This is a genomic window from Algoriphagus machipongonensis (assembly GCF_000166275.1).
GTDB classification, from domain to species: domain Bacteria; phylum Bacteroidota; class Bacteroidia; order Cytophagales; family Cyclobacteriaceae; genus Algoriphagus; species Algoriphagus machipongonensis.
In genome coordinates, this window is the sequence record NZ_CM001023.1 from 1,988,126 (window position 1) to 2,013,148 (window position 25,023).

Here is a 25,023-nt window from a genome sequence, read left to right on the forward strand (position 1 = left end):
CTGGCTCTTTTTGATCAAAGAAAAGCAAAACAAGAAATTTGGAATTAACCGGCTTCAAATCAGAATAGCCTATTGAATTTGGAGCTTCCTTTTCATGCAAGATTCCCTTATGACCAATTTTGCTTCCAGATTTTTAAATTCCAACTCAATTTCAGGGTTATTGATTTTGTTAAGTAAATACTGAGCACCAGTGACTCCCATTTCAAATGGTTGCTGATTGACAGTACTCAAAGTGGGACTTAGGTAAGTTGAAATAGGTTCATCAGCATATCCAATAACAGACAATTGATTTGGGATTGAAATATTTAAATCATTAGCCACTTTATAAATTTCAAAGGCTAAGTAGTCGCTATAAGTAAAAGCTCCGTCAATTTGGAAATCTTTTAGGCAGGATCTGATATTTTCTATCAGATTTGGGTCACTACTTTCTAAAATCAAATCTTCATTTAATTCGATTTTATGTTTTCGGAGTGCTTCCTTAAAGCCCATAAAACGATTGAAGGTGGTAGATAAGTTTTCTGGCCCCTTAATATGAAGGATATTCCTACATCCATTTTGGCACAAGAAATCCACCGCAGTAAAAGCCCCATTAAAGTCGTCAGAAATAACATAAGGCGTTTCAATTTCTTCTGAAAATCTATCTACTAAAACTAAGGGAGTTCCACTGTCCATTACTTCTTGAAGATGCTCAAATTTATCATTCATTTTAGAGATAGTGGCAATTATTCCATCTACCCTTGCATCCAAAAGTGCATGGGTGGATTTGATCTCCTGTTTTTGCTTTTCATTGGAGGTGCAAATCAGTAATTGGTAACCCGCTTTAGAAGTAACACTTTCTATTCCCGCAAGCATACGGCTATAGAAATGGTGAGTAAACTCGGGGATAATCAATCCAATAGTATGAGTTCTGTTTTCTAAAAGACTCTTTGCAATGGGATTGGGTCTATATCCCAAATTTTTAGCTAAAGCAAGAATCTCAAGGCGTTTTTTCTCACTGACTTTACCACCACCATTCAATGCTCTTGACACCGTGGACGGAGTAACATTAAGTGCATTGGCAATATCGGTGATGCTCGTTCTCTTCTTTTTCATTTTGGGATTTTTGTCAGGTCCAATTTATAAGAAAAGGATGAAAATGCGTGGTCTTTTGATGAAAGAAAGCAGGTCTGAGGTCAAACGTTTGACCATAAAATTATTGTTCAGTTTTATGATATTGGATAAATGTTTTGGAAATGCTAGCAAATCCAGAATGAAATGCTGTTTTAGAATATAATAGGAAAAGCACATCAATGGAGTTAGGTCAAACCGGATTAGAAATACCAACCATGGTCGTAGGAACCAGCTCTTTAGGTAATCTATATGAGGCAAAGTCATATCAAGAAAAGCTTGATTTGGTGAAGGCAGCATTAGGATGCTTTCAAAATCAAGTAATGTTTGATTCTGCTGGTAAATACGGAGCTGGTTTGGCATTGGAAACTTTGGGAGAAGCATTGAAAGAGTTGATGGTACCTCAGGAAAAAGTATTGATTAGCAATAAATTGGGATGGAAACGTACCCCTTTAATTGGAACGGAACCCTCCTTTGAAAAGGATGTTTGGAAGGATTTGGATCATGATGCTGTTCAGGATATTAGTTATCAGGGGATATTAAATTGCTTCGAGGAAGGAAATGACTTATTGAATGGGTTTGAAACACAGTTGGTTTCTATCCATGATCCGGATGAGTATTTGGATCAAGCTTCTTCACCAAAAGATTACGAAAAGCGCTTTCAGGATATTTTGGAAGGCTATGCAGCTCTGGATGAACTGAAGAAAACTGGAAAGGTGAAAGCCATAGGAGTAGGTTCTAAAAGTTGGGAAGTAATCCAGAAAATCCATTCTCATTTCAAGCTGGATTGGGTGATGATCGCCAATAGCATGACGATTTACGATCATCCTGCAGAGCTTTTTGAGTTTATGAATCAGTTAGAAAAGGAAGGAGTGGGGATTGTCAACTCCGCAGTGTTTCATTCTGGATTTTTGGTGGGAGGAGAGTATTTTGATTATCAAAAGATGAATAAAAATGAGGTTCGAGATCAGTTAAAATATCAATGGAGAATTGATTTCTTCTCACTTTGTGAAACGCATAAAATCGATCCAGCACATGCATGTATTCAATTTGCTCTCCAACTACCGGGTGTCAATTCTATAGCTCTAAACTCTTCCTCTTTACATAGGATTCAAGCAAATGCAGAATACTGCAATACTTTAATTTCCGATTCATTCTGGGATGCTTGTAAAGAGAAAGGTATAGTTGCTGACTATTTATCAGAATTTAATTTGAATAAAACTGCATGAAAGTATTATCCTGTAAATCACCGGGAGAATTTGAATATCTGGAAAGCAAAATGCCAAAGCTTTCTGAAGGAAGAGCCATTGTCAAAATCAAAAGAATAGGAATTTGTGGGACAGACCTCCATGCATTTGAAGGTACCCAACCCTTTTTCTCTTATCCTAGGACTCTTGGACATGAACTGTCAGGAGAAGTAATAGAGATTGGAGAAAGTGAAGAGATTTTTAAAGGTGATGATGTGACTGTAATCCCCTATTTCAATTGTGGTTCTTGCATTGCCTGTAAAAAAGGCAAGCCCAATTGTTGTCAGAATATCAGCGTATTTGGTGTTCATGAAGATGGAGGAATGCAGGAGTATGTTTCATTGCCCATACCTTCTTTGGTTAAAAAGGAAGGTTTAAGCCTTGAGCAGCTCGCCTTAGCGGAGCCATTTGCTATTGGAGCACATGGAGTTAGTAGGGCAGGAGTAAAGCCGGGGCATGTTGTTTTGGTGGTCGGCGCAGGTCCAATCGGACTGGGCGTATTGGAATTTGCGCGGATCGCCGGAGCAACAGTAATCGCGATGGATACCAATGAAAAAAGATTGGAGTTCTGTCAAAAGGAATGGAATGTTGAGCATGTGGTGAAAGCGGGAAATAATGCTTTTGAAGCCATTCGGGAAATTACAAAGGGGGATTTTTGTGATTCAGTAATTGATGCTACTGGTAGCTTGACGGCGATTAATCAAGGGTTTCAGTACATAGCTCATGGAGGTAACTATGTTTTGGTAGGCTTACAAAAAGGAGAAATTGCTTTTTCCCATCCTGAATTCCATAAACGTGAAGCAACATTGATGAGCAGTAGAAATGCAACTAGAGAAGATTTTGACCAGGTTTTAGACGCTATGGCTTCCGGGCAATTTTCAGTGGATAAGTACATCACTCATAGGGTTAGGTTTGATCAGGTGAAAAATGATTTCCAATCTTGGTTGAATCCTGAAACCGGTGTGATTAAGGCTTTGGTAGAATTATAACCAAAAATTAAAATGCATCAGGTTAATTTTACAAGGTTGTTTTTAGTATTCTTTGTGGGAGTATTTTTTTATTCACACTCGAAAAGCTGGGCTCAAATTGAAGAACGAGCCAGGCCTGCAGAGTGGAAAAACCTCGTTCCAGGAGGAAAGTTTATAGATTTATTTCAACCTATAGCACCAATTGGCCAGCTTACCTCAGAAACTTGGGGAACAGCCACAGTAAAGCCCAGGTATGTGGATAATGGCATAGAGGAACAGGAATGGTCTTATTGGGGAGGAAACATTTTGGAAGGAGAGGATGGACAATTTCACCTATTCGTTTGTCGATGGAGAGAAGATTCTCCAAAAGGGCATCATGAATGGCCGAATTCTATTGTGGTTCATGCTGTTTCGGATAATTCAATGGGACCTTTTAAAGTGTTGGATGAAGTAGGGAAAGGTCATAACCCGGAAGCATATAAGACTGCTGACGGTAAGTATGTAATCTATGTGATAGATGGATTTTATAAGTCAAATACGCTTAACGGCCCTTGGGAATATGGCAAATTTGAATTTGACCAGAGAGACAGGCCAATCATAGAAGGACTTTCAAATTTGACTTTTGCACGGAGAGAGGATGGTTCCTACTTAATGGTTTGTAGGGGAGGAGGCGTTTGGTTTAGCAAAGATGGTCTGGATACTTTTAACCAGGTTTCTAACGAAAGGGTATATCCACCCGTGGATGGCAGATTTGAAGATCCGGTGATATGGAAAGACAATGTGCAGTACCATTTGATTGTCAACGATTGGTTAGGAAGAATTGCATTTTATCAGAGATCCAAAGATGGGGTGCATTGGAAAACCGACCCAGGAGAAGCTTATATGCCGGGAATCACTGTTTATGAAGATGGAACCAAGGAAGATTGGTTTAAATATGAGCGAATTAAGATTTTGCAGGATGAGTTAGGAAGGGCGGTCCAAGCAAATTTTGCTGTAATAGATACGTTGAAAAATGAGGATAAACCTAATGATTCCCACAGCTCTAAAAATATTGGAATCCCATTAAAAGTCGGATTGCAACTGGATTTGCTAAATAAAAAGCAAATAACAGCGAGTACCAAGAAGGTCAAAGTAATGGTAAAGGCTGAGCCAGGTTTCGATCCTCAAAAGGACTTGGATCTTTCTACTTTACGATATGGAGCCCCAGAAGAAGTGAATTTTGGAAGAGGGTCAAAAGTGTTGAGTTCAAAAGCTAAAGGAGATGATTTGAAAATCACTTTTGAAGGTGACGGGAATGGTTTTAAGAAAGATAATTTTGCGGGAAAAATGCTTGGAAAAGACCGCAATGGAGGAATGATTTATGGTTATTCCAGACTTCCATGGGTGGATTATAATGAGGTGACTCTTTCTGCTAGAAAGCCAGAGATTTTAAAAGAGAAAGGTGTTGTCAGAGTCAACGTTGAGAACTTTGGTCAGGTAAATTCAAAAAAAGCAATAGTGTCGGTGGAGATTTTTGAAGATGGGGCCACTGCTTTTGTTTCCAATAAAAAAATTAAGGGAATCAAGCCTTTCGAAGGAGTGACAGTAGATTTTCCTTTTGACAAGTCTTTTCCAATAGGCACCAAACTTTCCTTCAAAGTTTCAATCCAATCTTCAAAGAATATATCTGAAATTTTTGATGGAAGTTTTTCAGAATCAAATCTTTAAATTAAAGTATTCAACTAATTTATTGTCAGTATTTTAACATTTAACAAACGTGTCTCTATTCGCCTTTACAGGAAAAGTGAGATGTTTACTGACCCAAAATATTATCCTATGAGAAATGTGATTTGTTATTTTTTAGTTCTTCTGTCTTTACAAAGTTATGCTCAAGAAAGGTCTCCTTTGACCCTTTGGTACGAGCAACCAGCTGGTGAAGTATGGACCAATGCACTACCTATCGGGAATGGAAAATTAGGAGCAATGGTCTATGGTAATGTGGAAAATGAGCTAATCCAGCTCAACGAGCATACCGTTTGGTCTGGAGGACCTAATAGAAATGATAATCCTGATGCCCTAGCTGCTTTGCCTGAAATCCGAAGATTAATTTTCGAAGGTAAGCAAAAGGAAGCTGAGGAATTGGCTTCTAAAACCATTCAAACCAAGAAGTCAAATGGTCAGAAATTCCAGCCTGTTGGGGATCTAAATATTGCATTTGAGGGGCATACTACATTTACAAACTATCGAAGAGAATTGGATATTGAGCGGGCGGTTTCAAAAGTTACCTATGAGGTTGATGGAGTAGTCTATACACGAGAAGCTATAGCCTCATTTGCAGAAAATGTAATCGCAGTTCACCTAACTGCCAGTAAGCCAGGCATGATTTCATTCATAGCATCCATGACTACGCCTCAGCCAAATGCTTCTATTGCTCTTAATTCTGATAATGAATTGGCAATTTCTGGGACCACAACAGATCATGAAGGAGTAAAAGGAAAAATTAAATTCAAAAGTCTTACTAAAATCAAAAATATAGGAGGGAAACTTACATCAACAGGTACCTCTATCGCGGTAAAAAATGCTGATGAAGCCACGATTTATATTGCCATAGCTACCAATTTCAATAATTATTTGGATTTGGAAGGGGATGAAAACTCAAGAGCAAAAGGTTTTCTAGTAAATGCTACTACCCAATCTTTTAATGATTTGCTAAAGACCAATTTGGTTGATTACCAAAACTATTTTAATCGTGTGAGTTTAAGTTTGGGAGAAACAGATGCTTCTAAACTTCCGACAGACGAGCGTTTACGAAACTTTAGGACAGGCAATGATCCTTCTTTAGTATCGCTTTATTATCAGTACGGAAGGTATCTGTTGATTTCCTCCTCTCAACCTGGTGGCCAGCCTGCAAATTTGCAGGGTATATGGAACAAAGAGATGTCACCCCCTTGGGACAGCAAATACACGATCAATATTAATGCGCAGATGAACTACTGGCCTGCAGAGAAAACCAATCTGGCTGAGCTTCATGAGCCTTTCCTGAAGATGGTTTCTGAGATGGCTGAAGCAGGAGAGGAAACAGCTAGGGTGATGTATGGAGCCAGAGGGTGGATGGCGCATCATAATACGGATATTTGGAGAATCACAGGTCCGGTAGATGCGATATTCTGGGGGATCTGGAGTGGAGGTGGAGCTTGGACCAGTCAGCATCTTTGGGATCATTTCCAGTATAGTGGTGATATGGAATACTTGAAGTCCATCTATCCAATCCTTAAAGGTGCGGCGATGTTTTATGTGGACTTTTTAGTAGAACATCCAGACAAGCCTTGGTTGGTAGTCAATCCAGGTACTTCTCCTGAAAATGCTCCAGCTGCTCATGATGGTTCTTCTTTGGATGCTGGAACCACGATGGATAATCAGTTGGTTTTTGATGCCTTTAGCACTGTGATCCAAGCTTCGGAATTACTTAAAATAGATCAAGCTTTTGCCGATACCCTTCAATTAATGAGAGACCAATTGCCTCCTATGCAGATAGGAAAACATGGGCAACTTCAGGAATGGTTAGATGATATTGACGACCCAAATGACCATCACCGTCATATATCTCATTTATATGGTTTATATCCTTCAAATCAAATTTCTCCACTGCGCACTCCAGAATTGTATTCAGCTTCCAAAAATACCTTGATCCAACGAGGAGATGTATCTACTGGTTGGAGCATGGGCTGGAAAGTCAATTGGTGGGCTAGAATGCTTGATGGAAATCATGCCTACAAACTAATACAAAATCAGCTTTCTCCTGTTGGTAGCAACCAAGGGGGTGGAGGTTCTTATAATAACCTTTTTGATGCGCATCCTCCTTTCCAGATAGATGGCAACTTCGGTTGTACTTCTGGAATTACTGAAATGTTGGTTCAAAGTGCCAATGGAGAAATTCATTTGCTTCCAGCATTGCCTGATGTTTGGCAAGATGGAAGTATTACAGGAATTAGAGCTAAAGGAGGTTTTGAAGTAGTGGAACTGGATTGGGAAGACGGGCAAATCGAAAAATTAGTAATAAAATCTAACATCGGAGGAAACTTAAGATTGAGAGTGCCAAATTCCTTGCTACTTGAAAATGGATTAAAAGAAGCCAGTGGTTCCAATCCTAACCCTTTCTATCAGGTGCCAGTTACAGCCGATCCAATAGTATCTCCACAAGCTAAAATTATTCCGCCCAATCTTGGTGAAACTTCTGTTTACGACCTAAATACAAATGCCGGAGAGATTTATGAGATTGTCTCCAAATAATCTGATTTTCTATGTAACTTTTAAATCCCCAAAAAACCTAATATGAAAAAGTGGTCTGCCTTTTTTATTATCCCATTGCTGCTATTTCTCACTGTATTTGAGAGTTTTGCTCAAGATCCTAATTTTTACGTTTTCCTTAGCTTCGGTCAGTCTAATATGGAAGGCCACTCAAAATATGAGCCTCAGGATACAGTGGCAAATGAGCGGTTTCAGGTACTTCAAGCAGTAGATTGTCCAGATTTAAACCGAGAGATGGGGAATTGGTATCCAGCTGTTCCCCCTCTAACTCGATGCAATACAGGTATTACTCCAGGTGATTATTTTGGGAAAACATTGGCCGCTAGCCTCCCTGACAGCATAAAAATTGGAATTATCAATGTGTCTGTAGGTGGCTGTAAAATCGAACTTTTCGAGAAAGATAATTACGAATCTTATGTTGAAACTGCTCCCGGATGGATGAAAGGCATGATCGCTCAATACGATGGGAATCCTTATGGCAGATTACTTGAATTGGCTAAAATTGCTCAAAAAGATGGGGTAATCAAGGGGATTTTACTTCATCAGGGAGAATCAAATACAGGGGATCAATCTTGGCCTAAGAAAGTGAAAGGTGTATATGATAATCTTTTATTTGACCTTGGCTTGGATCCGGATTCTGTACCGCTTTTGGCGGGCGAGCTGGTGAGTGCTGAACAAGGTGGCAAATGTGCCAGCATGAACCCAATCATCGCTACACTTCCTGAGGTGATTTCAAATTCCTACGTGATTTCATCAGCGGATTGCGAGGCGATAGCGGATGGATTACATTTTTCCGCTTCAGGTTATCGCTTATTAGGGTCACGCTACGGCGAACAAATGGCCCAGCTACTAATGAAATGACAAATTTATATCTTGTAGCCAATCACTATAATTAAACTCAATAAAAAACCTATAAACCTATGACTCGCTCATTTAACCTATTTCTATTTTTGTTCCTTTTTGTTGGATTGCTCCAAGCTCAGCAATTAGAAAAGGAGGCCCCAACTGGTTTTGATCAAGCTAGAGAGGGAATTTCTCATGGTAAAATTGAGACCATTACTTATAACTCTAAAACGGTGGGGAATGACAGAAAAGCCACAGTTTACACTCCTCCGGGCTTTTCTAAAAATGAAAAATACCCAGTGCTTTACCTGCTTCATGGCATAGGAGGAGATGAGAAAGAATGGCTGGAGGGAGGACATCCAGAGATCATTCTTGACAACCTTTATGCAGACGGAAAGCTGGAACCCATGATCGTGGTAATGCCGAATGGAAGAGCAATGAAAGATGATAGTAAAGGAGGAAATATTATGGCACCGGAGAAGGTTCAGGCCTTTGCGACATTTGAAAAGGATTTGCTAGATGACCTGATTCCTTATGTGGAAGAAAACTTCCCTGTGCTTACCGATCGAGAGAACCGTGCAATTGCCGGACTTTCCATGGGAGGAGGGCAGTCTCTTAATTTTGGCCTAGGCAATTTGGACAAGTTTGCTTGGGTAGGTGGATTTTCCTCTGCTCCCAATACCAAGGAACCACAAGTCTTGGTGCCAGATCCTGAGAAGGCGAAGGAAATGTTGAAAGTACTTTGGATCTCTTGTGGAGATGCCGATGGATTGCTCAGATTCTCTTCCCGTACCCATGAATATCTAGCAGAAAATAATGTGCCGCATATCTATTACCTAGAGACTGGTGGGCATGATTTCAAGGTTTGGAAAAATGGACTTTATATGTTTTCTCAGCTACTTTTCAAGCCAGTCGATGAATCTAAGTTTGATCAATATAGTCCGCTTGACATTTCTTAATCAATGTACTTGTAAGATTAATGAGGGATAAATTATTGCCCTTTTAATAAAAGATCATTTCCGGGTGAATTTTATTATACTTGATAATAAATCTCAAATTTCCATGAAAAAATTACTTCTGATTTTCATTTTCATCTGTGGGTTTTCGGCCCTTAGTTTTTCGCAAACAACAGGTGAAATCAAGGTAGATTCTGTTTATAGTTCCTATTTGGAAAACGATTTTGGTGAAGCTACCACTAGAAAAATCAGTGTTTATCTCCCTCCAGGTTACCATGAAAGTGACGCTAGGTATCCGGTGATTTATTTCTTGCATGGATTTACCGGTACGCACGAAATGCGTGGGATGAAGGAAATTTTGGATTATGCAATTGAAACGAAAAGAATTCGGCCATTTATTTTAGTTATTCCTAATCAGTTGACTTCTTATGGTGGAAGCTTTTACAGCAATTCGGAATATTTTGGAGGCTGGGAAGATTTTACTGCATTTGATCTAGTGTCCCATTTGGACAAAAATTATAAGACTATTGCTACCAAAGAAAGCAGGGGGATTACCGGGCACAGTATGGGAGGATACGGTGCTATAAAGTTGGCGATGCATCATCCGGATATATTTAATACAGTGTATGCAATTAGTCCAGGGGCATTGACAATTGTAAGAGAGTACGGTCCCAATAGCAATACATTCAAAGAGCTTTCTACCATCACTACGCTAGAGGAACTTGGTAAAACTTATTTTGGAAGTGTGATGATGGCGTTTGGGCGATCATGGTCTCCAAATCCTAATAACCCTCCATTTTATTGTGATTTCCCATTTGAATACCAAGGTGAAAAGCTGATCGTACATGAAGATGTTTTGCAAAAATGGTATGCAAATATGCCGGTACATATGATAGATGATAATTTAGAAAACCTTCAAAAACTAAAAGCGATCAAAATGGATTGGGGTAGAAATGCCGGAGACAGATTTACGATACAATGTAAAATGTTTAGTCAGCGGCTGGAGAATGTAGGAATCACCCATTTTGCCGAAGAATACATAGGCACGCATACTAGCGGGATTTACACTAAGGATGGACGCATACCTCAACAGGTATTGCCGTTCTTTGATGAATATTTAGAATTTTAATCCCTGAATTTTTCCAATTCCTCAGCCTATGTTGTCACTTTTAGGTTTCCTAACCATAGTCATTTTGCTTGTATTGGTGATGTCAAAAAAAGCATCTCCTGTAGTGGCTTTGATTATGGTGCCGATAGTGATGGGGTTGATCGGTGGTTTTGGTTTTGAATTGGTGGACTTCATGACTGATGGAATTAAAACCATTGCTCCAACTGGGGTTATGTTTATTTTCGCCATTTTGTTTTTTGGGGTTCTCACGGATGCAGGAACCTTCAAACCAATAATTGACAAGTTGTTGGGGTTTGCGGGGAACGATCCTGCAAGAATCTCAGTGGCAGCGGCTGTTTTGGCAATGGTTGTCCACTTGGACGGCTCAGGGGCGGTAACTTTTTTAGTGACTATTCCGGCTTTCCTTCCATTATATGATGCCCTGAATATGAAGCGGGCTAATCTCGCCTGTATTGTTGCTCTTTCAGCAGGAACCATGAATATTCTTCCTTGGGGAGGGCCAACCATTAGAGCCGCATCGGCTTTGGAAGTTGAGGTTACCGAATTATTTAATCCGTTGTTAATTCCTGTTTTAGTAGGTTTGATTGTGGTTCTTTTAATCGCTTTTTACTTGGGTAAAAGTGAAAGAAAAAGTGATATGGCTGAGGTTGAAATTGATAAAGAGAATACTTTCAGCGAACTGGAAAGACCTAAGCTTTTTTGGTTCAATATTATACTGATTTTACTGGCTGTTGGAGTTCTTGTCTCGGGGTTAGCTCCACCACACGTGATTTTTATGGTGGCTTTTTGCATTGCTATTTCAGTGAATTACCCGAAAGTGAAGGAGCAAAGCAAACGAATCGACGCACATGCCAAAGCAGCTATTTTGATGGCAAGTATTCTATTTGCCGCAGGGTGTTTTACTGGTATTTTGAAAGGTTCGGGAATGATATCCGCTATGGCAGATTCTGCCGTAGCCTATACGCCAAATTGGATAGGTAATCATTTGGCGGTGATCACTGGGGTATTAGCTATGCCTGCGAGTCTTCTTTTCGATCCTGATTCATTCTACTTTGGGATTTTACCCTTATTGTCCTCGACAGCCGTGGAGTTTGGAGGTTCTGGGATAGAAGTAGGAAGGGCGGCAATAATGGGACAGATGACTACTGGTTTTCCTGTAAGCCCATTAACTGGTGCAACTTTTTTGTTAATTGGATTGACAGGAGTTGACTTGGCAGATCATCAGCGTAAAACGATACCTTATGCTTTTCTGGTAAGTATGATAATATTGATTGTGGCTCTTTTAGTTGGAGCTATTTCCTTTTAAGAATATGAAGAAGATAAGAATTGGAAGCGGAGCAGGATACGGAGGGGATAGGTTGGAACCTGCCCTCGAATTGATGGAGAAAGGGAAACTGGATTACATTGGGTTTGAATGCTTGGCCGAACGAACAATTGCCATCGCACAAGAGCAAAAAAGAATAGACCCTGACAAAGGATACAATCATTTGCTTAACTATAGGATGGAAAAAGTCATTCCATTGGCCTATAAAAACAAGATCAAAGTCATCACCAATATGGGAGCAGCCAACCCCGAAAAAGCAGCGAAAATAATAGCTGAATTGGCTAAGCAAGCCGGTGCGAAAGGGATGAAAATTGCAGCAGTATTTGGGGATGATGTGTTGGAGCAAATAAAAGGTCAGGATGATTTATTAATTCTAGAAACTGGTCAACCTTTATCTTCAATTAAAGAAAATATTGTTTCTGCCAATGCATATTTGGGAGCATTGCCAATTGTAGAAGCTTTGCAAAACGGTGCAGATATTATAGTCACTGGACGAGTTGCTGACCCTTCCTTATTTTTGGCGCCATTGATTTACGAATTTGATTGGAGTTTGGAAGATTATGTCAAATTGGGAAAAGGGACATTGATAGGTCATTTATTGGAATGTGCAGCTCAGGTTTGTGGCGGATATTTCGCTGACCCTGGCGTAAAGGATGTTCCAGAGCTATGGAATGTTGGCTTTCCCTTCGTCGAGGTGAATGAATCTGGAGATGGTTTTGTGTCCAAAATACCAGGATCTGGAGGTGTGGTGAATACTGCTACATGTACAGAACAAATGCTTTATGAGATCCATGATCCAAAGAAATATTTTACCCCAGACTGTACCGCAGATTTTTCGAAAGTAGAATTTCAGGAGTTGGGAAAAGATAAAGTTGCTTTCATAGGAGGCACTGGAAATCAGGCCACAGAAACTTATAAAGTAAGTGTGGGTTACAGAAATGGTTTTTTGGGAGAAGGTGAAATTAGTTATGGAGGCGTAAACTGTTTGAAGCGTGCTGAGCTGGCAATCGAAATTCTTCAAAAGAGGTTGGTGAGTAAAGAACTTTCTGACTTAAGATTTGAAATGATTGGAGTTAATTCACTCAATACTATAACTCAATCTAGTGTAATAGCAGAGCCTTCTGAAATAAGGATACGTGTGGCAGGAAAGTCTATCAATGCTTCAGAAGCCAGAAAAATAGGATTAGAAGTGGAAGCGCTTTATACCAACGGACCTGCTGGCGGCGGTGGAGCAACTCAGAAATTGAGTGAGTTGATTTCTATTGCCTCCGTCCTTATGCCCAAAAAAGAAGTAAAAACCAAGATCATTTACCAAACCATTGATTGATATGAAACTTTGGGAAATAGCGCATTCCAGAACTGGAGATAAAGGAAACATCAGCAATATTTCATTGATTGTTTACGATAAATCCAATTTTGATTTGGTCCTCCAAAAGGTGACAGCAGATAAAGTAAAAGACTGGTTTGGTGAACGGGTAAAAGGGGATGTGATCCGATATGAATTACCTCAATTAGGCGCCTTGAACTTTGTTCTTTACGATGCTTTAGAAGGAGGCGTTACCAGTGCATCAACTTTGGATAAACATGGAAAATCTATGAGTTCTTATTTGCTGATGATGGAGCTATGATTTTTGAAGTAAGCTGAAAAAAAATATCATTTTGGGAAAATTATTAACGTTTTTAGAGAATAATATATTAAAGGGAAAAGGGATATGGATTAAAATAACAATTTTTCGACTTTATAATTAGATGCAATATTTTCACGATTCTTATAATATCGTTTTATTTTCCTCATGTTTAATTGGGGTTGGATATTGCTTTTATTTCATTCAAGGGAAATTTTCTGAACGTATAGGTAAACAGCCATATAACCAACTTAGAGATGCCAATTATTTTCTTAAACAATTTCTATTGACTTTAGGAATTGGATTGATAGGCTACTACATCGGGGCATTTTTTTTATTTATGCCTTTTAGTTTTCTAGTTGCCTTTTGGCTTTTGAACTATCTAACTGAACTGAGAACTGGAAAACCAATAATTTTTGGGACTAGATGGAATGCTCCTAAGAAAAAGAGGTGGATTTCAGGTCTGAATACATTTTTAGTTTTAATGTTGACTTTCACTTTGACCTTTGCACTGGCTTTACTATTTGGACAAGCTTAAATTTCAAATGGTTCCATACTAATGGAATAAAAGCTAGATAAAAGTAATTTGAAATGGTAGTGATTTTGGGGTTATTTTTATTCCACTTTCATAGTTATAAAGTTTATCCAAGATCTCTCGGATCAATCTCTCCTTGTCCAATTCCTTTTTTCTTTTTGACCGCAAACTCAGGATGTAAATGATCCATATACCCAGGCTACAGCAAAAAGAGGAAAGGGATTTTCCGCTCCCAAGGCTCCCATCAAAGCAATATAGCTGATGAATACAGTTCCAAAAAAATTTTATTACTGACTACATAATCGGAAGTGTTTTTGAATTACTAATACATCAGTTTACGGATAGGGTTCATATCCGTTGAGTTTAAAAGTGTAAATGAGTAAAGAAGGTTTTATATAAATAAATATTTAATGGTTTACTTACCTTCAATTATTATTCTGCGATAACTAGTGAGTCTTGGAGATCCTGAATCTGTTACCTCACAGATGATATGTAAAGTCTTTCCCGCAAAATCTTCTGGAACGGTTAAACTTGCTTTTCTGGAATCATTTCCTTCTATGATGACGTCTTCTTTGTAAGTTCCGGCTTCAGGAATTGTCCACCAACTGAATGTTAAAGCATCTCCTTCTGGGTCAGAGGACTTCGATGCATCCCAAGAAACTTTCTTTCCTGGTTTAACTTTTTGTATGATGATTTCAATTCCTTCATTTTTATTGATCACCACATTTGGATTCCGATTTCCAGTACCATCTTTTGCCCAATCCATTCGAGCAGCGAAATTATTGAAAGTGGCTGGATAGAAATGCTCCAAATACTTATTTGATATATCATATTCAGGTGCTTTGAAGTTTGTATATGCCATGGTTTCCCCATCTTCACTGAGCTGGAAAGTAGAATATCCACCCCAACTCACCTGACTAGGTTGCATAGGGTTGCTCAAACCATTTGGCAGCAAATACAAAAATGCTGGTGTGTCTCCTTCCACGCCATATTTGTATTTGGGATAAACGGCTCCCAAAGCTCCATGGCTCTGAATATGCTCAGCATAGGCTTCCCAATTTTTCCTGCCTTTTCCATTTTGAAATCTCCAGTCAGATTCATCCCATATAAATAAAAGCGCATCAGAAAATTCCTTTCTCATCCAGAAATGAGAACTAATATCATATGGCGTTTTTTGATCCCGATCCTGATCGGTAATCGCATAGGTTGGGGTTTTGTGAAGAAAGGCCTTCAGTTCAGCTTCAGAGCGAGTTTGTTTCACATCCCAAATTGCTTGGGCAAGTGTGTTTCCACCACCCCAAACCGTAATCCAAAGTGGTCTATCATCATTTTCGTCTGCCAGATGGATAATAAAATCGCTTCCTGCAGATTCATTGCCTTCTCCTATAAATTTTAATCCACGGTTTTCACTTCCAAACATGGTGACACTTCTCAAATAGTCTGGACTTGGCCAATAGCCTATTTTTTGATGAGATTCATCGGATAAAAAGCCTTGCTGATTGGAGCGCTTCATCAAATTTGGCAAGTCCTTCTCATAAGCATCGATGGCAACATGGATCAAGTCCATAAAATCAGCCCGTGTTTTATCTAAACTCCAACCAGTCGTGAAAATCAAGGCTTCAATTTCAAAGAGATCTGCATGTGCCATCAATCGAACGAGAGATTCACTATCGTCTGTTTCCCAAGTGGAAACATCTGTAAGCACTACAATTCTCGGCTTTGGAGGAGTGTTCTTTATGCCTTGCTGTGCAAAAAGATTATTAGAGAGGAGTAATATTAGAAATATGGAAAAATTTACTTTTTTCATGATTTGAAGAGCCTCAGGGGAGTTGAAGAGTCACAGGTTTAATTTAAATTTATTTTGGGTTTGATCAGGTGTTTTAGCTTTCCTGATCAGTTACTATTTGATTGAATTCAAATACTTTTCCAGCATAGTATATCCTTCTTGAAGCAGATTTCGGTCCTCCGGATCCTGGGGATTTAGATTATTTGCTTTTTCCCATGCATCGGGCATTCCATCGTGGTCGGAGTCTTTTGGTGCTGGCAAACTCATCAGTTCAGGCCAAGCGCCAACATCGTTTTGAGTATCTATAATTCCTGACTTTTTAGAAGGGTCGGCTAAATTTTGTTTTTGCCTATAGGTAGCACCTTCGTAAGTAGCAAATCCGCCTTTCGTCTCATTGACTATCCGAGTATCCACTTCATCTCTTTTAGGTAATATTGCACCAGCATTCTCAAGAACTAGGTTAAAGGCTACTTCTGCGGTTTGTTGATGAATAGGCATAGCATCCCATGATTTTTCAAGCTTGACGAATTTCAGGTTTTCTTCCCCTCCTTGAGGCTGAACTCCACCGTCCCAATTATTGGAAGTGACATTTGCATTTCCTTCCATCACATTATCAGCTATATACCATTTGCCAAAGTCACTTGTTGAATCGCGCATATTTGGGTTGGCTAATCTATATTGAAGTTCACCAGGTTCTGTTGCAGGTCCTGGTTTGTAGTAATTAGCAACCATGTTAATAGTTGAAAATGCAAATTCTGGATTATTAACTTGCTGGTTTTCTCCTCCGTATGTACTATTAAATCCCCAGTTGTAGACTACATTATTTCGAAAGTCTGTATAACCAGAACCTGAAGCCATTCTTGGATTTCGGCTACTATGATGTGCAATCAGGTTATGATGATAGCTACTATAATTTGACCCCCAAATTCCTCCGAAACCATGAGATCCTTTTATGTGATTGGAATTGTACATGCTTTCGGAAATAATACTCCACTGGACTGTAATACTGTCATTATGATAGATTGACATGGTTTCATCGACACTCCAACTGGCGGAAATATGGTCTAAAATTAGATGCTTGTTATATCTACTGGAGATTGCATCGGTATCATCACCGGATTCATTTCCAAGCCTTACTCTCAAATATCGGATGACTACATGATCAGTACCGATCAATATGGGGTTCTTTTTAATGCAAATCCCATCTCCAGGTGCCGTTTGGCCGGCTATGGTAATATAGGGGTTTTTGATACGTAGAGGGCTTTCCAGGTCTATCGTTCCGGAAACTCTAAAGACTACAGTTCGTGGTTCTTTAGCGTCGACCGCAGCTCTCAAACTCCCTTCTCCACTATCATTCAGATTGGTAACTTCATACACTGCTCCTCCGCGGCCACCTTTCGAATATTTTCCGTATCCTTCAGCAGTGGGAAAAGCAAGTTGCTGAGAAAATGCTGAAATGAAAGTAATCATGCTCAAAATGGATATTATAATGATTTTTTTCATGTGTTGGGTGTATTGTTAGTTCTCTGAATTTGAATAATTGAAACTTTGTAAATCCGCTTTTCGCCCAGTAATGAGATAAGGTCTAGTGGGATTTGGTTAACGCTAGCATTTTGACCGCATTGTGCTTCTGAACTTGTGAGCAAAGAATTTACTTTTCCAGCCATTTCCACCGTTTTGCCCAATCCATCAAGAACTCCTTTCTGTACTTTGAGATGGTTTTTGCCCCTTGCTGATCTTCAATATAAAGTGCTGGATTTTGCCTATCACTGTACCAGTTCGGTCCAAGTTGATAATCATCTGCCGTTGCTTTTCCCGGCCATGGAATTGTACTCATATACGCTCCTACCAACCCATCAATTTCGGGAATGGAACTGCTGGTTTTATAGGATCCATGTTCTGGTTTTTTAGAAGAATACTTCACTCCATAAGTCCCATTTCCTAGATAATATCCAGGCCAGGTCTGATTCTGGACCTCTATGTTGAAAACTACAGAGTCTTCGGGAACGCTGAGTTCTGGGCCTTCAAATCTCCACTCAATTGTGGAATATGCCGCCACTGTGTCTTGCACTGTACTTCCACCGATAAATACATTTCTGGAACTACGATCGATCTTTTCAAAACTTCCTCCCCAACTTTCTCCGGTAGGATCATTGGGGTCCCCATTCATTAGATAAACGAGTGAAGGCGTATCGCCCATTTTAATGTTCCCATCATAATACTTGATGAAATCCTTGCCCAACTCACCTCGATCCTGAATGTAATTTTCATAATAAGCATCTCCTTTCAGTTCATCCGGGGATTCATTATCCATAAACCAACCTCTATACGTTGCATTTGCCTCGATCATCCAGAGGTCAGGGTGATGCTCTGCGATATAAGAATATGCATTGATACTCCATTTCTTATTAGGACCTCCGATCCAATAAACCTTTATGTTTTCTTTGATCTCAGGAGCATCATGTAAGGCCTGAGCCAGATCCTCTATTCCTCCCCAAACCAACACCCAAAGTGGCTGTTCACTTTTCTTCTTTGCACAGGTAATAATCCATTCCGAACCTTCAGTAGGAGTTGTATAACCTTTGAACGGGGCCGCATCTTTTTGGCCTTGCTTGGTTATTGCCCTCAGAGAATTTGGAGTTGGGAGTTCCGGAGCATGGGAGAGGAGCTGATTATAATCTTTTTCATAGATATCAATCATATCTATAAAGTCCTCTTTTCTTCCATCACCAAAAGGCGATGAAACTAATCCTTCCAGCTCGATTCGGTCTGAATACATTAATAAATGTATCATCGATTGGAAATCATCAGGATCAGTTCCGCCTATGTCCGAACTTATTATTACTCTAGGTTTGGCGGATTCCACTGGTTGTTCGTTGCAGCCCGTAATAGCTGCAAAAATGAATATCCCCGCTAAACTTGATAGTATACTCTCATTGAATTTCATTTCACCTCAACTTCTTTATTAGATTTTATTAAAAACATTCAATCTATATTTACTGGGGTAAAATTATTCTCGCATTTAGTTAAAAACCACCTAAATTTATCTAATAATCTATCGAATTCCGAGATGATAAGACGTTTTGACGAGAAGAGAAGTGTTTTTAAACCTTATGGTTTTTCCTGTGAAATGTGGTTGCCTAATCTAATGCACAGACCTGATCGCCATAATGAAATAGAAATTAATTTTTTCCCTGAAGAAGGGATTACCTATCTATTTCAAGGAAAGAAAATTAAAATTCCAGCTAATAGATTCACTTTATTTTGGGCTCTGACACCTCATCAAATAGTAGCTTTCGAAGCCGGACTTCCATATTACGTTTGTACTGTCCCCTTTTCGGTTTTTTTGGAATGGAAATTACCGGCAAGCTTTGTTGAAAAAATTTTGAATGGAGAAATTATTTCTGAGGCCAATCCTATTTATTCTTCTGTAGATGAAACCAACTTTAAACGTTGGTTCGATGATTTTCAGGAAAAGAAAAATCCTAAAATTGCCTTGTTGGAAGTTCAAGGGCGTGTGAATAGAATGGCATATGAATATATTCCAAGCACTTCCAAAAGTATTTCTACTTCACATATCAAAGAAGCCAACCAAGTGGAAAAAATTGCTATGTTTATTGCTCAACATTATACAGAACCCATCAAAGTATCTGATATAGGAAAAGCCGTAGAACTGCATCCGGATCATGCCAATACTATCTTTAAAAAAACTTTTGGAACAACCTTAAGTGAGTACATTACCGAAGAGCGCATTTCACATGCACAGCGGTTATTACTTACTTCGGATCTTCCGATCACCCAGCTTGCTTTCAATTGTGGTTTTCAATCCATCAGTCGGTTTAACGCTGCTTTTTTAAAGATCACTGGTTACACTCCTCGGGATTTTAGGAAAAGCAATAGTTTTCTAAACTGAAGGTTGGTTCGTACCCCTCGTACTGTACGGATGGTACGAGACTTTGAAATATGAATGAATAGTTGTGGTTTATAAATGAACCTAATTTCTAAAAATTAGATGAATTCGCTTCTGATCTAAAAAATAAAACCCTAACTAGTTGATTTTAACTGAATTAGGGTTTTTAATGGCAGAGAGTGGGGGATTCGAACCCCCGGTACGGTTTGACCCGTACGACAGTTTAGCAAACTGCTGGTTTAAGCCACTCACCCAACTCTCTATTTTATGTTTAGCAAGTCGCTGTCCCGATAACTATCGTGGATAAGCCACTCACCCAACTCTCTATTTTATGTTTAGCAAGCCGCTGTCCCGATAACTATCGTGGATAAGCCACTCACCCAACTCTCTATTTTATGTTTAGCAAGCTGCTGTCCCGATAACTATCGTGGATTTGTGACTTGCTCAACTTACATTTAGATTTTGGTGGAGAAAATCGCAGAGACTTTCTTCCTATTCCCAAATGCGTTGCAAATATAAATCAATTGCTAAGATTATAACAAGTCTAAACGGCTTAGAAATTAAATTGTCGATACTTTTTTGTTAAAATACTGGTTATCAAAAGAAATAATTTTTAGCATTGCTATTGAATATTTAAAAAATACCCAGTACTGGGTATTTTTATTGCTGATTCGCTTCTCTACATTTGCTTATTCAACATATTTAAAGATGCTAATTCAAACGAAAAACTGTAATTTTTTAATCGAAGGTTCCGCGGAGCAAACGGGATGCGTGTTGATAAAAGCTAACTCTCAGGAGGAACTACAACGCTTTTTTGGGTCAAGCCTGATTAAATATACTGGTAATTCGGATTATCCTTTTGAGGTTTTTGCCTGCAAGCAGGAATTTGCCAATGCCCTGATTCTGATGGTGAAAGAGATTGAATATTCAGATTTTGACTTCGAAACGTTAGTTACAGCATAATATTTTAAAAAATATTTAAATTATTTTAAAATGCTTTTCAGGGATGAAAAGCATTTTTTATTGATGCACCGACTTTTTAATAGAGTAGAACGAATAATCGTCTGAAAATGAATGATTTTGAGTATTTAATTTCATAACTAGCCCCTTTTTTTAGTGGATAATTTTGTCAATATTTCGAGTCAAAATACTTGAAGTTGTCACCTACCATCTTCTAGAGCTTGTGATTTGTGTTGAGAATATAGAAAATCTTATTCCGGAGATTTTGATGGAATCAGAGCATTTTTATCTGGTTCATTTAGATGTTGAGGGAAATGTATTGAATTCAAATAAGCGCTTCATTGATACTGTTGAAGTGTCAAAGAAAAAATGCTTGTTGGAGGCTTTGAACAGGGAATCGCAAGCATCACTTGAAGTGGAGTTTGATAATATGCTTTCATCACCAAAGTCAAAGCACCAATTATTATTGAGTTTGGTAGGTAAAGAGAAGGTCTTGCCTGTTTGGTGGGAGTTTTCAGTCATAACAACCCCTGAGATGGATATTTTGGGAGTGTTTGGCTTAGGAGTAGATTTCAAGATGCTTCAATATGAAACACCTTGGCATAGCCTTAGTGATTTGTTGGATTTTGGAAGTGTAGTTTTAGACGAAAGGCTACAAACTTTGTCATTAGATGAAAAAGTTAGAGGATGGCTGGAAGTGGATGTAGATATGGTACAAAACTTAGCTTTTTTTAGTGAGGTTTTAGTGCCAGTAGATGTAGCTCAATTAGAAAAATTGAATCGGTACAAAAGAGATAAAACTCCTTGTGCCATACGCTTAAAAAATTGTCAAAACGGGGAAGTATTTTCCTCCTTATTAATTTATCAAAAATCAGGAAATCAGCTTTTTTTAATGCCGGAGATGAAAAAAACAGACAAAATTAAAATGGAGAAGCCTTTTAATGAAAGTCAATTAGCAGCTATTCCTGGCTCTGTTTGGTTAGTGAAAAAGGATTTGACGCTTGTTCAATTAAATGAAGAGGGTCAACTTCTAGGACAAGAATGGTTTGGTAAATCCTTGGAGGAAGGCGCAAAACTTTGTTTTGAAAATGAATCAATGGCTGTAGGTAAATTATTAGAAAAAGTTGCTGAAGTTTTTTGTGAGCAGCAACCTTCTGAGTTTGACCTAAGATTGAAAAATAATTCTAGCGATTTCGGCTTTTGGAAAGTAAATATTAGCCTTATACAATCAGAAATTGATGGAGATAGTTTTGCTATGATTCACTTATTGGATTTATCTGAGTGGGGCAAAAAGCTCATGTCATTACAAAAGGAAAATAATGCCCTTCGTGAGGTTGCAATGAAACCTTCTCATATCCTAAGGTCTCCACTTTCTTCTATGATGGGACTTTTAGATTTAATTGATCCTCAGCAACTAGACACAGAGAATCAGAAGTATTTCTCTTATTTGAAACCCCTTGCTAAGGAGCTGGATGAAGTGATAAGAAACAATGCAAAAAAAGTAGGGGCTTTTGATTAAAAAAGGCCTTCAACATTCATTTTTAGAAGTCTTGGCGGAATATACAAACCTCCAAAATTGATTTCTTCTCCAGAAATATAGATCTCCTCATTTGTAAAGAAAACAACTCCTTCAGTCTGGGAGAATTTAGCAGGACTACCTAAGAAGGTTCTTCTAATTTTACCTTGAAAGAACTTGGTGTCGGTAAATTCCGAAATCAACCAAATGAAAGATTTTGAATTGAGACCTTTATCCTCATATCCAAGAAGCACGATTTTAGTACCATCCTCACTTATGTCTGCGGAGGTAATCAGTCCTTGTACATCATAATTCTCTAGTAGGGTTGCTATTTGACTGCTTCCATTTAATGGGAGAGTATAATGCTTGGTTTTTCCATCTGCCGTATTTTTAGAGAAAAGGTGAAATTGGTTGTTGAAAATGAAAAATGATTCGCAATCAAAATTCCCATTAACATTAAAATCAGTTTGATCAGAGAAGTTGAAGTGAATCTTATCTGCTATTGTATTATCTGAAGCTAATAGATTTGAAATAGGTATTTTTAAAATGGTTAAATCCTGTCTCATCCCAAGATTATTTCCAAAGTCACCTATATACAGATGGTCTTGATATACTGTAAGTTCCTCCCAGTCAATATTGGAGGCATTTGTGACTTCAATTTCTCGGATTACCTCTCCATTTTCAGGATTTATTTCCTGAATTTTCGCTTCGTTTTCACTGTCATTAATCGAAAATAAACGCCCTTGAATCCATTCGATTCCTGAACTTTCTATTGCCTGGGAGCCTAATTCCCCGATAATGAGCGGACTTAAATTCAGCGGTTTGTTCTCATTGTCCAGGTTGATTCTTTCTTCCTCTTTTTCAAAGTCATCACTTAAATAATCTTCACTGGCTTCGCCATTTTTTAAAAGCTGTATTTGTTGGTGAGTGTAACTTTTAGAGGACTTTAAAACATGAAAAGAATGACTTGGGTTAGAAAGCGGGAGATTAATATCTAACGCTACTCCATTTTTAATGTAGATATAATAGTCTTCTGATCTATTGAAGAAATCACTGCTTGGGTGAGAGGAAATAGTAGGTTTTCCATCAAGGTTTTTATTGGAAATACTTATCAATCCATAATCAGAGCCAACAGGTAAGATCCAATCTTGTTGTTTATTTGCCAAGTCTAGTGTCGTCTCTGTTTTCAAGGGCAAAAGTTCTGATAATTCTGAACCACTTTGATCTGCTTTGACGATATAATTGCCTAAAGGAAGCTCTAGAGAATAGGTTTTTTCGAAGTTGTTTGGGTTGATAGAAAGTTGGAATGTTTCTCCATTTTGATGTTCAAAAGAAAGGTCAAATTTCTCTACATAGGAATGTTTCCAAATTTTATCAGCATTAATCCTTCCATTGTTTGCGCTTAAGTTTTTACTAAGCTCAACACCCAAAATAGTAAGTTTTCCAAAACCTTCACGAGGCTCCTCATTTTCATTGCAGGCAAAATTTATTGCCAAAATTAGAAGTAAATACTTGTGAAAAGGCTTCATGAAAAATCAAGAGATTTGGAAATAGCTTTCATCCTAAACTAATCAATCCAAAGTAAACTACTGTCCCCATAGCTCAAAAATCGATAGTTATTGTTTAGAGCTTCCTCATATACTTTCTTCCAATCATCTCCTAGGATAGTTGCGATCAGTAAAATTAAGGTTGAACCGGGCTGATGAAAATTAGTAATAAGTCCCTTGACTACTTTATATTGATAACCAGGAAAAATGAATATTTCCGTTGAACCTACCAAGGTGTCCAGATTGTGTTTTTCCATATGTTCTAGAATTGATTGAAATGCCTCAACAGAAGAGGGGAGGTTTTCAATGTTTTCATATGGATATAGCTTTGGGATAAAAAACTCTAGCGTTTCCTTTCTAATAAGCCTTACCCCAAACCAATACAAGCTTTCTAAAGTTCTGACAGATGTGGTACCAACGGCTATGATTTGCCCTGCATGTTTGATGAAGTTCTTTATCGCACCTATTGGAATATGAACTTGCTCGCTGTGCATAGGGTGCTCAGTGATTTTTTCTGCCTTAATAGGTTGAAAAGTTCCAGCGCTGACATGAAGTGTAACTTGTTCCGTTTGAACCCCTTTTTCTTTAAGTTTTGAAAGGATTTCATTTGTGAAATGCAATCCAGCTGTAGGAGCTGCTACCGCACCTTCTTTTTCTGAATAAACGGTTTGATACCTGTTTTTATCATCTTCTACAGGCTTTCTATTCAAATAAGGAGGGAGTGGTACTTCTCCACTTCCTTCAACTACATCCACAAAAGAAATTTCTGGATCGTCCCAGGAAAAGGTGACCCGTCTTTGATTCTTGTCTACCAGTTGGGCGGATAACTTGATGTTTTTATCACCTAGGGTTACCAAACCATGAAGCGTTTCTCCTTCTTTCCATTTTTTAGCATTCCCTATCATTGTTTCCCAAGTTACTGGGTGCTTGGCAAGCATGATTTCTGGAATAACCGTAGTTGGTGCTACTGGCTGAAGTAAAAAAATTTCTATTCGGGCACCGGTGACTCTTTGAAAGATTAATCTAGCAGGAATTACCTTGGTGTCATTGTACACCAAAAGGCTTTCTGAGGGGATTAATTCGGGGATATTGTAAAACTGTAAATGCTGGATTGATTTATTTTTGTAAAGCAAAAGCTTTGAAGAGTCTCGCTTTTCAAGCGGGAACTTGGCGATTCTATCTTCTGGTAATGTATATTCGTATGCTTTTAAATCAATTTCAGGGATTTTCATAGCCATTTTGCTGATTTGACTGCAAATATAGGTTTTGTCCAAGGATTTCCT

General features: G+C 38.5%; 19 protein-coding genes and 1 tRNA gene. 13 read left to right on the forward strand and 7 right to left on the reverse strand.

The window, feature by feature from the left end:
- Window positions 1-69: 69 nt before the first annotated feature.
- Window positions 70-1,092 (reverse strand): LacI family DNA-binding transcriptional regulator, encoded by a 1,023-nt coding sequence (locus ALPR1_RS08410; RefSeq protein WP_008199933.1) that lies wholly within the window; start codon window positions 1,090-1,092, stop codon window positions 70-72.
- Window positions 1,093-1,289: 197 nt separating this feature from the next.
- Here ALPR1_RS08410 and ALPR1_RS08415 point away from each other — a divergent pair, with 197 nt between their 5' ends.
- From ALPR1_RS08415 to ALPR1_RS08460, 10 genes are all read left to right on the forward strand, one after another.
- Window positions 1,290-2,336, forward strand: a complete 1,047-nt coding sequence (locus ALPR1_RS08415) for an aldo/keto reductase (RefSeq protein ID WP_008199934.1) — start codon at window positions 1,290-1,292, stop codon at window positions 2,334-2,336.
- Window positions 2,333-3,343 (forward strand): zinc-binding alcohol dehydrogenase family protein, encoded by a 1,011-nt coding sequence (locus ALPR1_RS08420; protein WP_008199935.1) that lies wholly within the window; start codon window positions 2,333-2,335, stop codon window positions 3,341-3,343. The genes ALPR1_RS08415 and ALPR1_RS08420 overlap by 4 nt, the downstream gene beginning before the upstream one ends.
- 12 nt (window positions 3,344-3,355) lie before the next feature.
- Window positions 3,356-5,029: a glycoside hydrolase family protein gene (locus ALPR1_RS08425; RefSeq protein ID WP_008199936.1), complete on the forward strand. Its 1,674-nt coding sequence runs from the start codon at window positions 3,356-3,358 to the stop codon at window positions 5,027-5,029.
- Between the two features lie 108 nt (window positions 5,030-5,137).
- Complete coding sequence (locus tag ALPR1_RS08430; RefSeq protein ID WP_040303398.1) at window positions 5,138-7,591, forward strand: glycoside hydrolase family 95 protein; 2,454 nt, start codon at window positions 5,138-5,140, stop codon at window positions 7,589-7,591.
- A 42-nt stretch (window positions 7,592-7,633) separates the two neighbouring features.
- Window positions 7,634-8,470, forward strand: coding sequence for a sialate O-acetylesterase (locus tag ALPR1_RS08435; protein WP_008199938.1), 837 nt, complete (start codon window positions 7,634-7,636; stop codon window positions 8,468-8,470).
- A gap of 59 nt (window positions 8,471-8,529) precedes the next feature.
- A complete protein-coding gene (locus ALPR1_RS08440) occupies window positions 8,530-9,411 on the forward strand; it encodes an alpha/beta hydrolase (RefSeq protein WP_008199939.1) in 882 nt (293 codons plus the stop codon).
- A gap of 103 nt (window positions 9,412-9,514) precedes the next feature.
- The gene (locus ALPR1_RS08445; RefSeq protein ID WP_008199940.1) at window positions 9,515-10,537 is read left to right on the forward strand and encodes an alpha/beta hydrolase; all 1,023 of its coding nucleotides are present in this window, start codon (window positions 9,515-9,517) and stop codon (window positions 10,535-10,537) included.
- 28 nt (window positions 10,538-10,565) lie between these two features.
- A complete protein-coding gene (locus ALPR1_RS08450) occupies window positions 10,566-11,843 on the forward strand; it encodes a CitMHS family transporter (RefSeq protein ID WP_008199941.1) in 1,278 nt (425 codons plus the stop codon).
- 4 nt (window positions 11,844-11,847) lie between these two features.
- On the forward strand, window positions 11,848-13,188 hold the full coding sequence (locus ALPR1_RS08455) for an acyclic terpene utilization AtuA family protein (RefSeq protein WP_008199942.1): 1,341 nt from the start codon (window positions 11,848-11,850) through the stop codon (window positions 13,186-13,188).
- A gap of 1 nt (window position 13,189) precedes the next feature.
- Entirely contained in the window at window positions 13,190-13,489 is a 300-nt protein-coding gene (locus ALPR1_RS08460) for an AtuA-related protein (protein WP_008199943.1), read from the forward strand.
- 947 nt (window positions 13,490-14,436) lie between these two features.
- On the opposite strand, the gene ALPR1_RS08470 is transcribed toward ALPR1_RS08460, so the two are convergent.
- From ALPR1_RS08470 to ALPR1_RS08480, 3 genes are all read right to left on the reverse strand, one after another.
- Complete coding sequence (locus ALPR1_RS08470) at window positions 14,437-15,828, reverse strand: DUF1593 domain-containing protein (RefSeq protein WP_008199946.1); 1,392 nt, start codon at window positions 15,826-15,828, stop codon at window positions 14,437-14,439.
- A gap of 93 nt (window positions 15,829-15,921) precedes the next feature.
- Window positions 15,922-17,310 carry a pectate lyase family protein gene (locus ALPR1_RS08475; RefSeq protein WP_050776381.1) on the reverse strand — a complete coding sequence of 463 codons (1,389 nt, stop codon included), beginning with the start codon at window positions 17,308-17,310 and terminating at the stop codon, window positions 15,922-15,924.
- Window positions 17,311-17,458: 148 nt separating this feature from the next.
- A complete protein-coding gene (locus tag ALPR1_RS08480; RefSeq protein ID WP_008199949.1) occupies window positions 17,459-18,754 on the reverse strand; it encodes a nucleoside hydrolase-like domain-containing protein in 1,296 nt (431 codons plus the stop codon).
- A 123-nt stretch (window positions 18,755-18,877) separates the two neighbouring features.
- Between ALPR1_RS08480 and ALPR1_RS08485 the strand changes: the two genes are divergently transcribed.
- The gene (locus ALPR1_RS08485) at window positions 18,878-19,720 is read left to right on the forward strand and encodes a helix-turn-helix domain-containing protein (protein ID WP_008199950.1); all 843 of its coding nucleotides are present in this window, start codon (window positions 18,878-18,880) and stop codon (window positions 19,718-19,720) included.
- 167 nt (window positions 19,721-19,887) lie between these two features.
- On the opposite strand, the gene ALPR1_RS08490 is transcribed toward ALPR1_RS08485, so the two are convergent.
- A tRNA-Ser gene (locus ALPR1_RS08490) sits at window positions 19,888-19,979 on the reverse strand.
- A 446-nt stretch (window positions 19,980-20,425) separates the two neighbouring features.
- Between ALPR1_RS08490 and ALPR1_RS08495 the strand changes: the two genes are divergently transcribed.
- Together ALPR1_RS08495 and ALPR1_RS08500 are read left to right on the forward strand one after the other, a co-directional pair.
- On the forward strand, window positions 20,426-20,680 hold the full coding sequence (locus ALPR1_RS08495) for a hypothetical protein (protein ID WP_040302671.1): 255 nt from the start codon (window positions 20,426-20,428) through the stop codon (window positions 20,678-20,680).
- 265 nt (window positions 20,681-20,945) lie between these two features.
- On the forward strand, window positions 20,946-22,196 hold the full coding sequence (locus ALPR1_RS08500; protein ID WP_008199952.1) for a nitrogen regulation protein NR(II): 1,251 nt from the start codon (window positions 20,946-20,948) through the stop codon (window positions 22,194-22,196).
- Here ALPR1_RS08500 and ALPR1_RS20265 read toward each other — a convergent pair.
- Window positions 22,193-23,722: a hypothetical protein gene (locus tag ALPR1_RS20265; RefSeq protein ID WP_008199953.1), complete on the reverse strand. Its 1,530-nt coding sequence runs from the start codon at window positions 23,720-23,722 to the stop codon at window positions 22,193-22,195. The two genes, ALPR1_RS08500 and ALPR1_RS20265, sit on opposite strands and share 4 nt — an antisense overlap.
- A 38-nt stretch (window positions 23,723-23,760) precedes the next feature.
- Window positions 23,761-24,978 carry an S-adenosylmethionine:tRNA ribosyltransferase-isomerase gene (locus ALPR1_RS08510; RefSeq protein WP_008199955.1) on the reverse strand — a complete coding sequence of 406 codons (1,218 nt, stop codon included), beginning with the start codon at window positions 24,976-24,978 and terminating at the stop codon, window positions 23,761-23,763.
- Window positions 24,979-25,023: the final 45 nt, after the last annotated feature.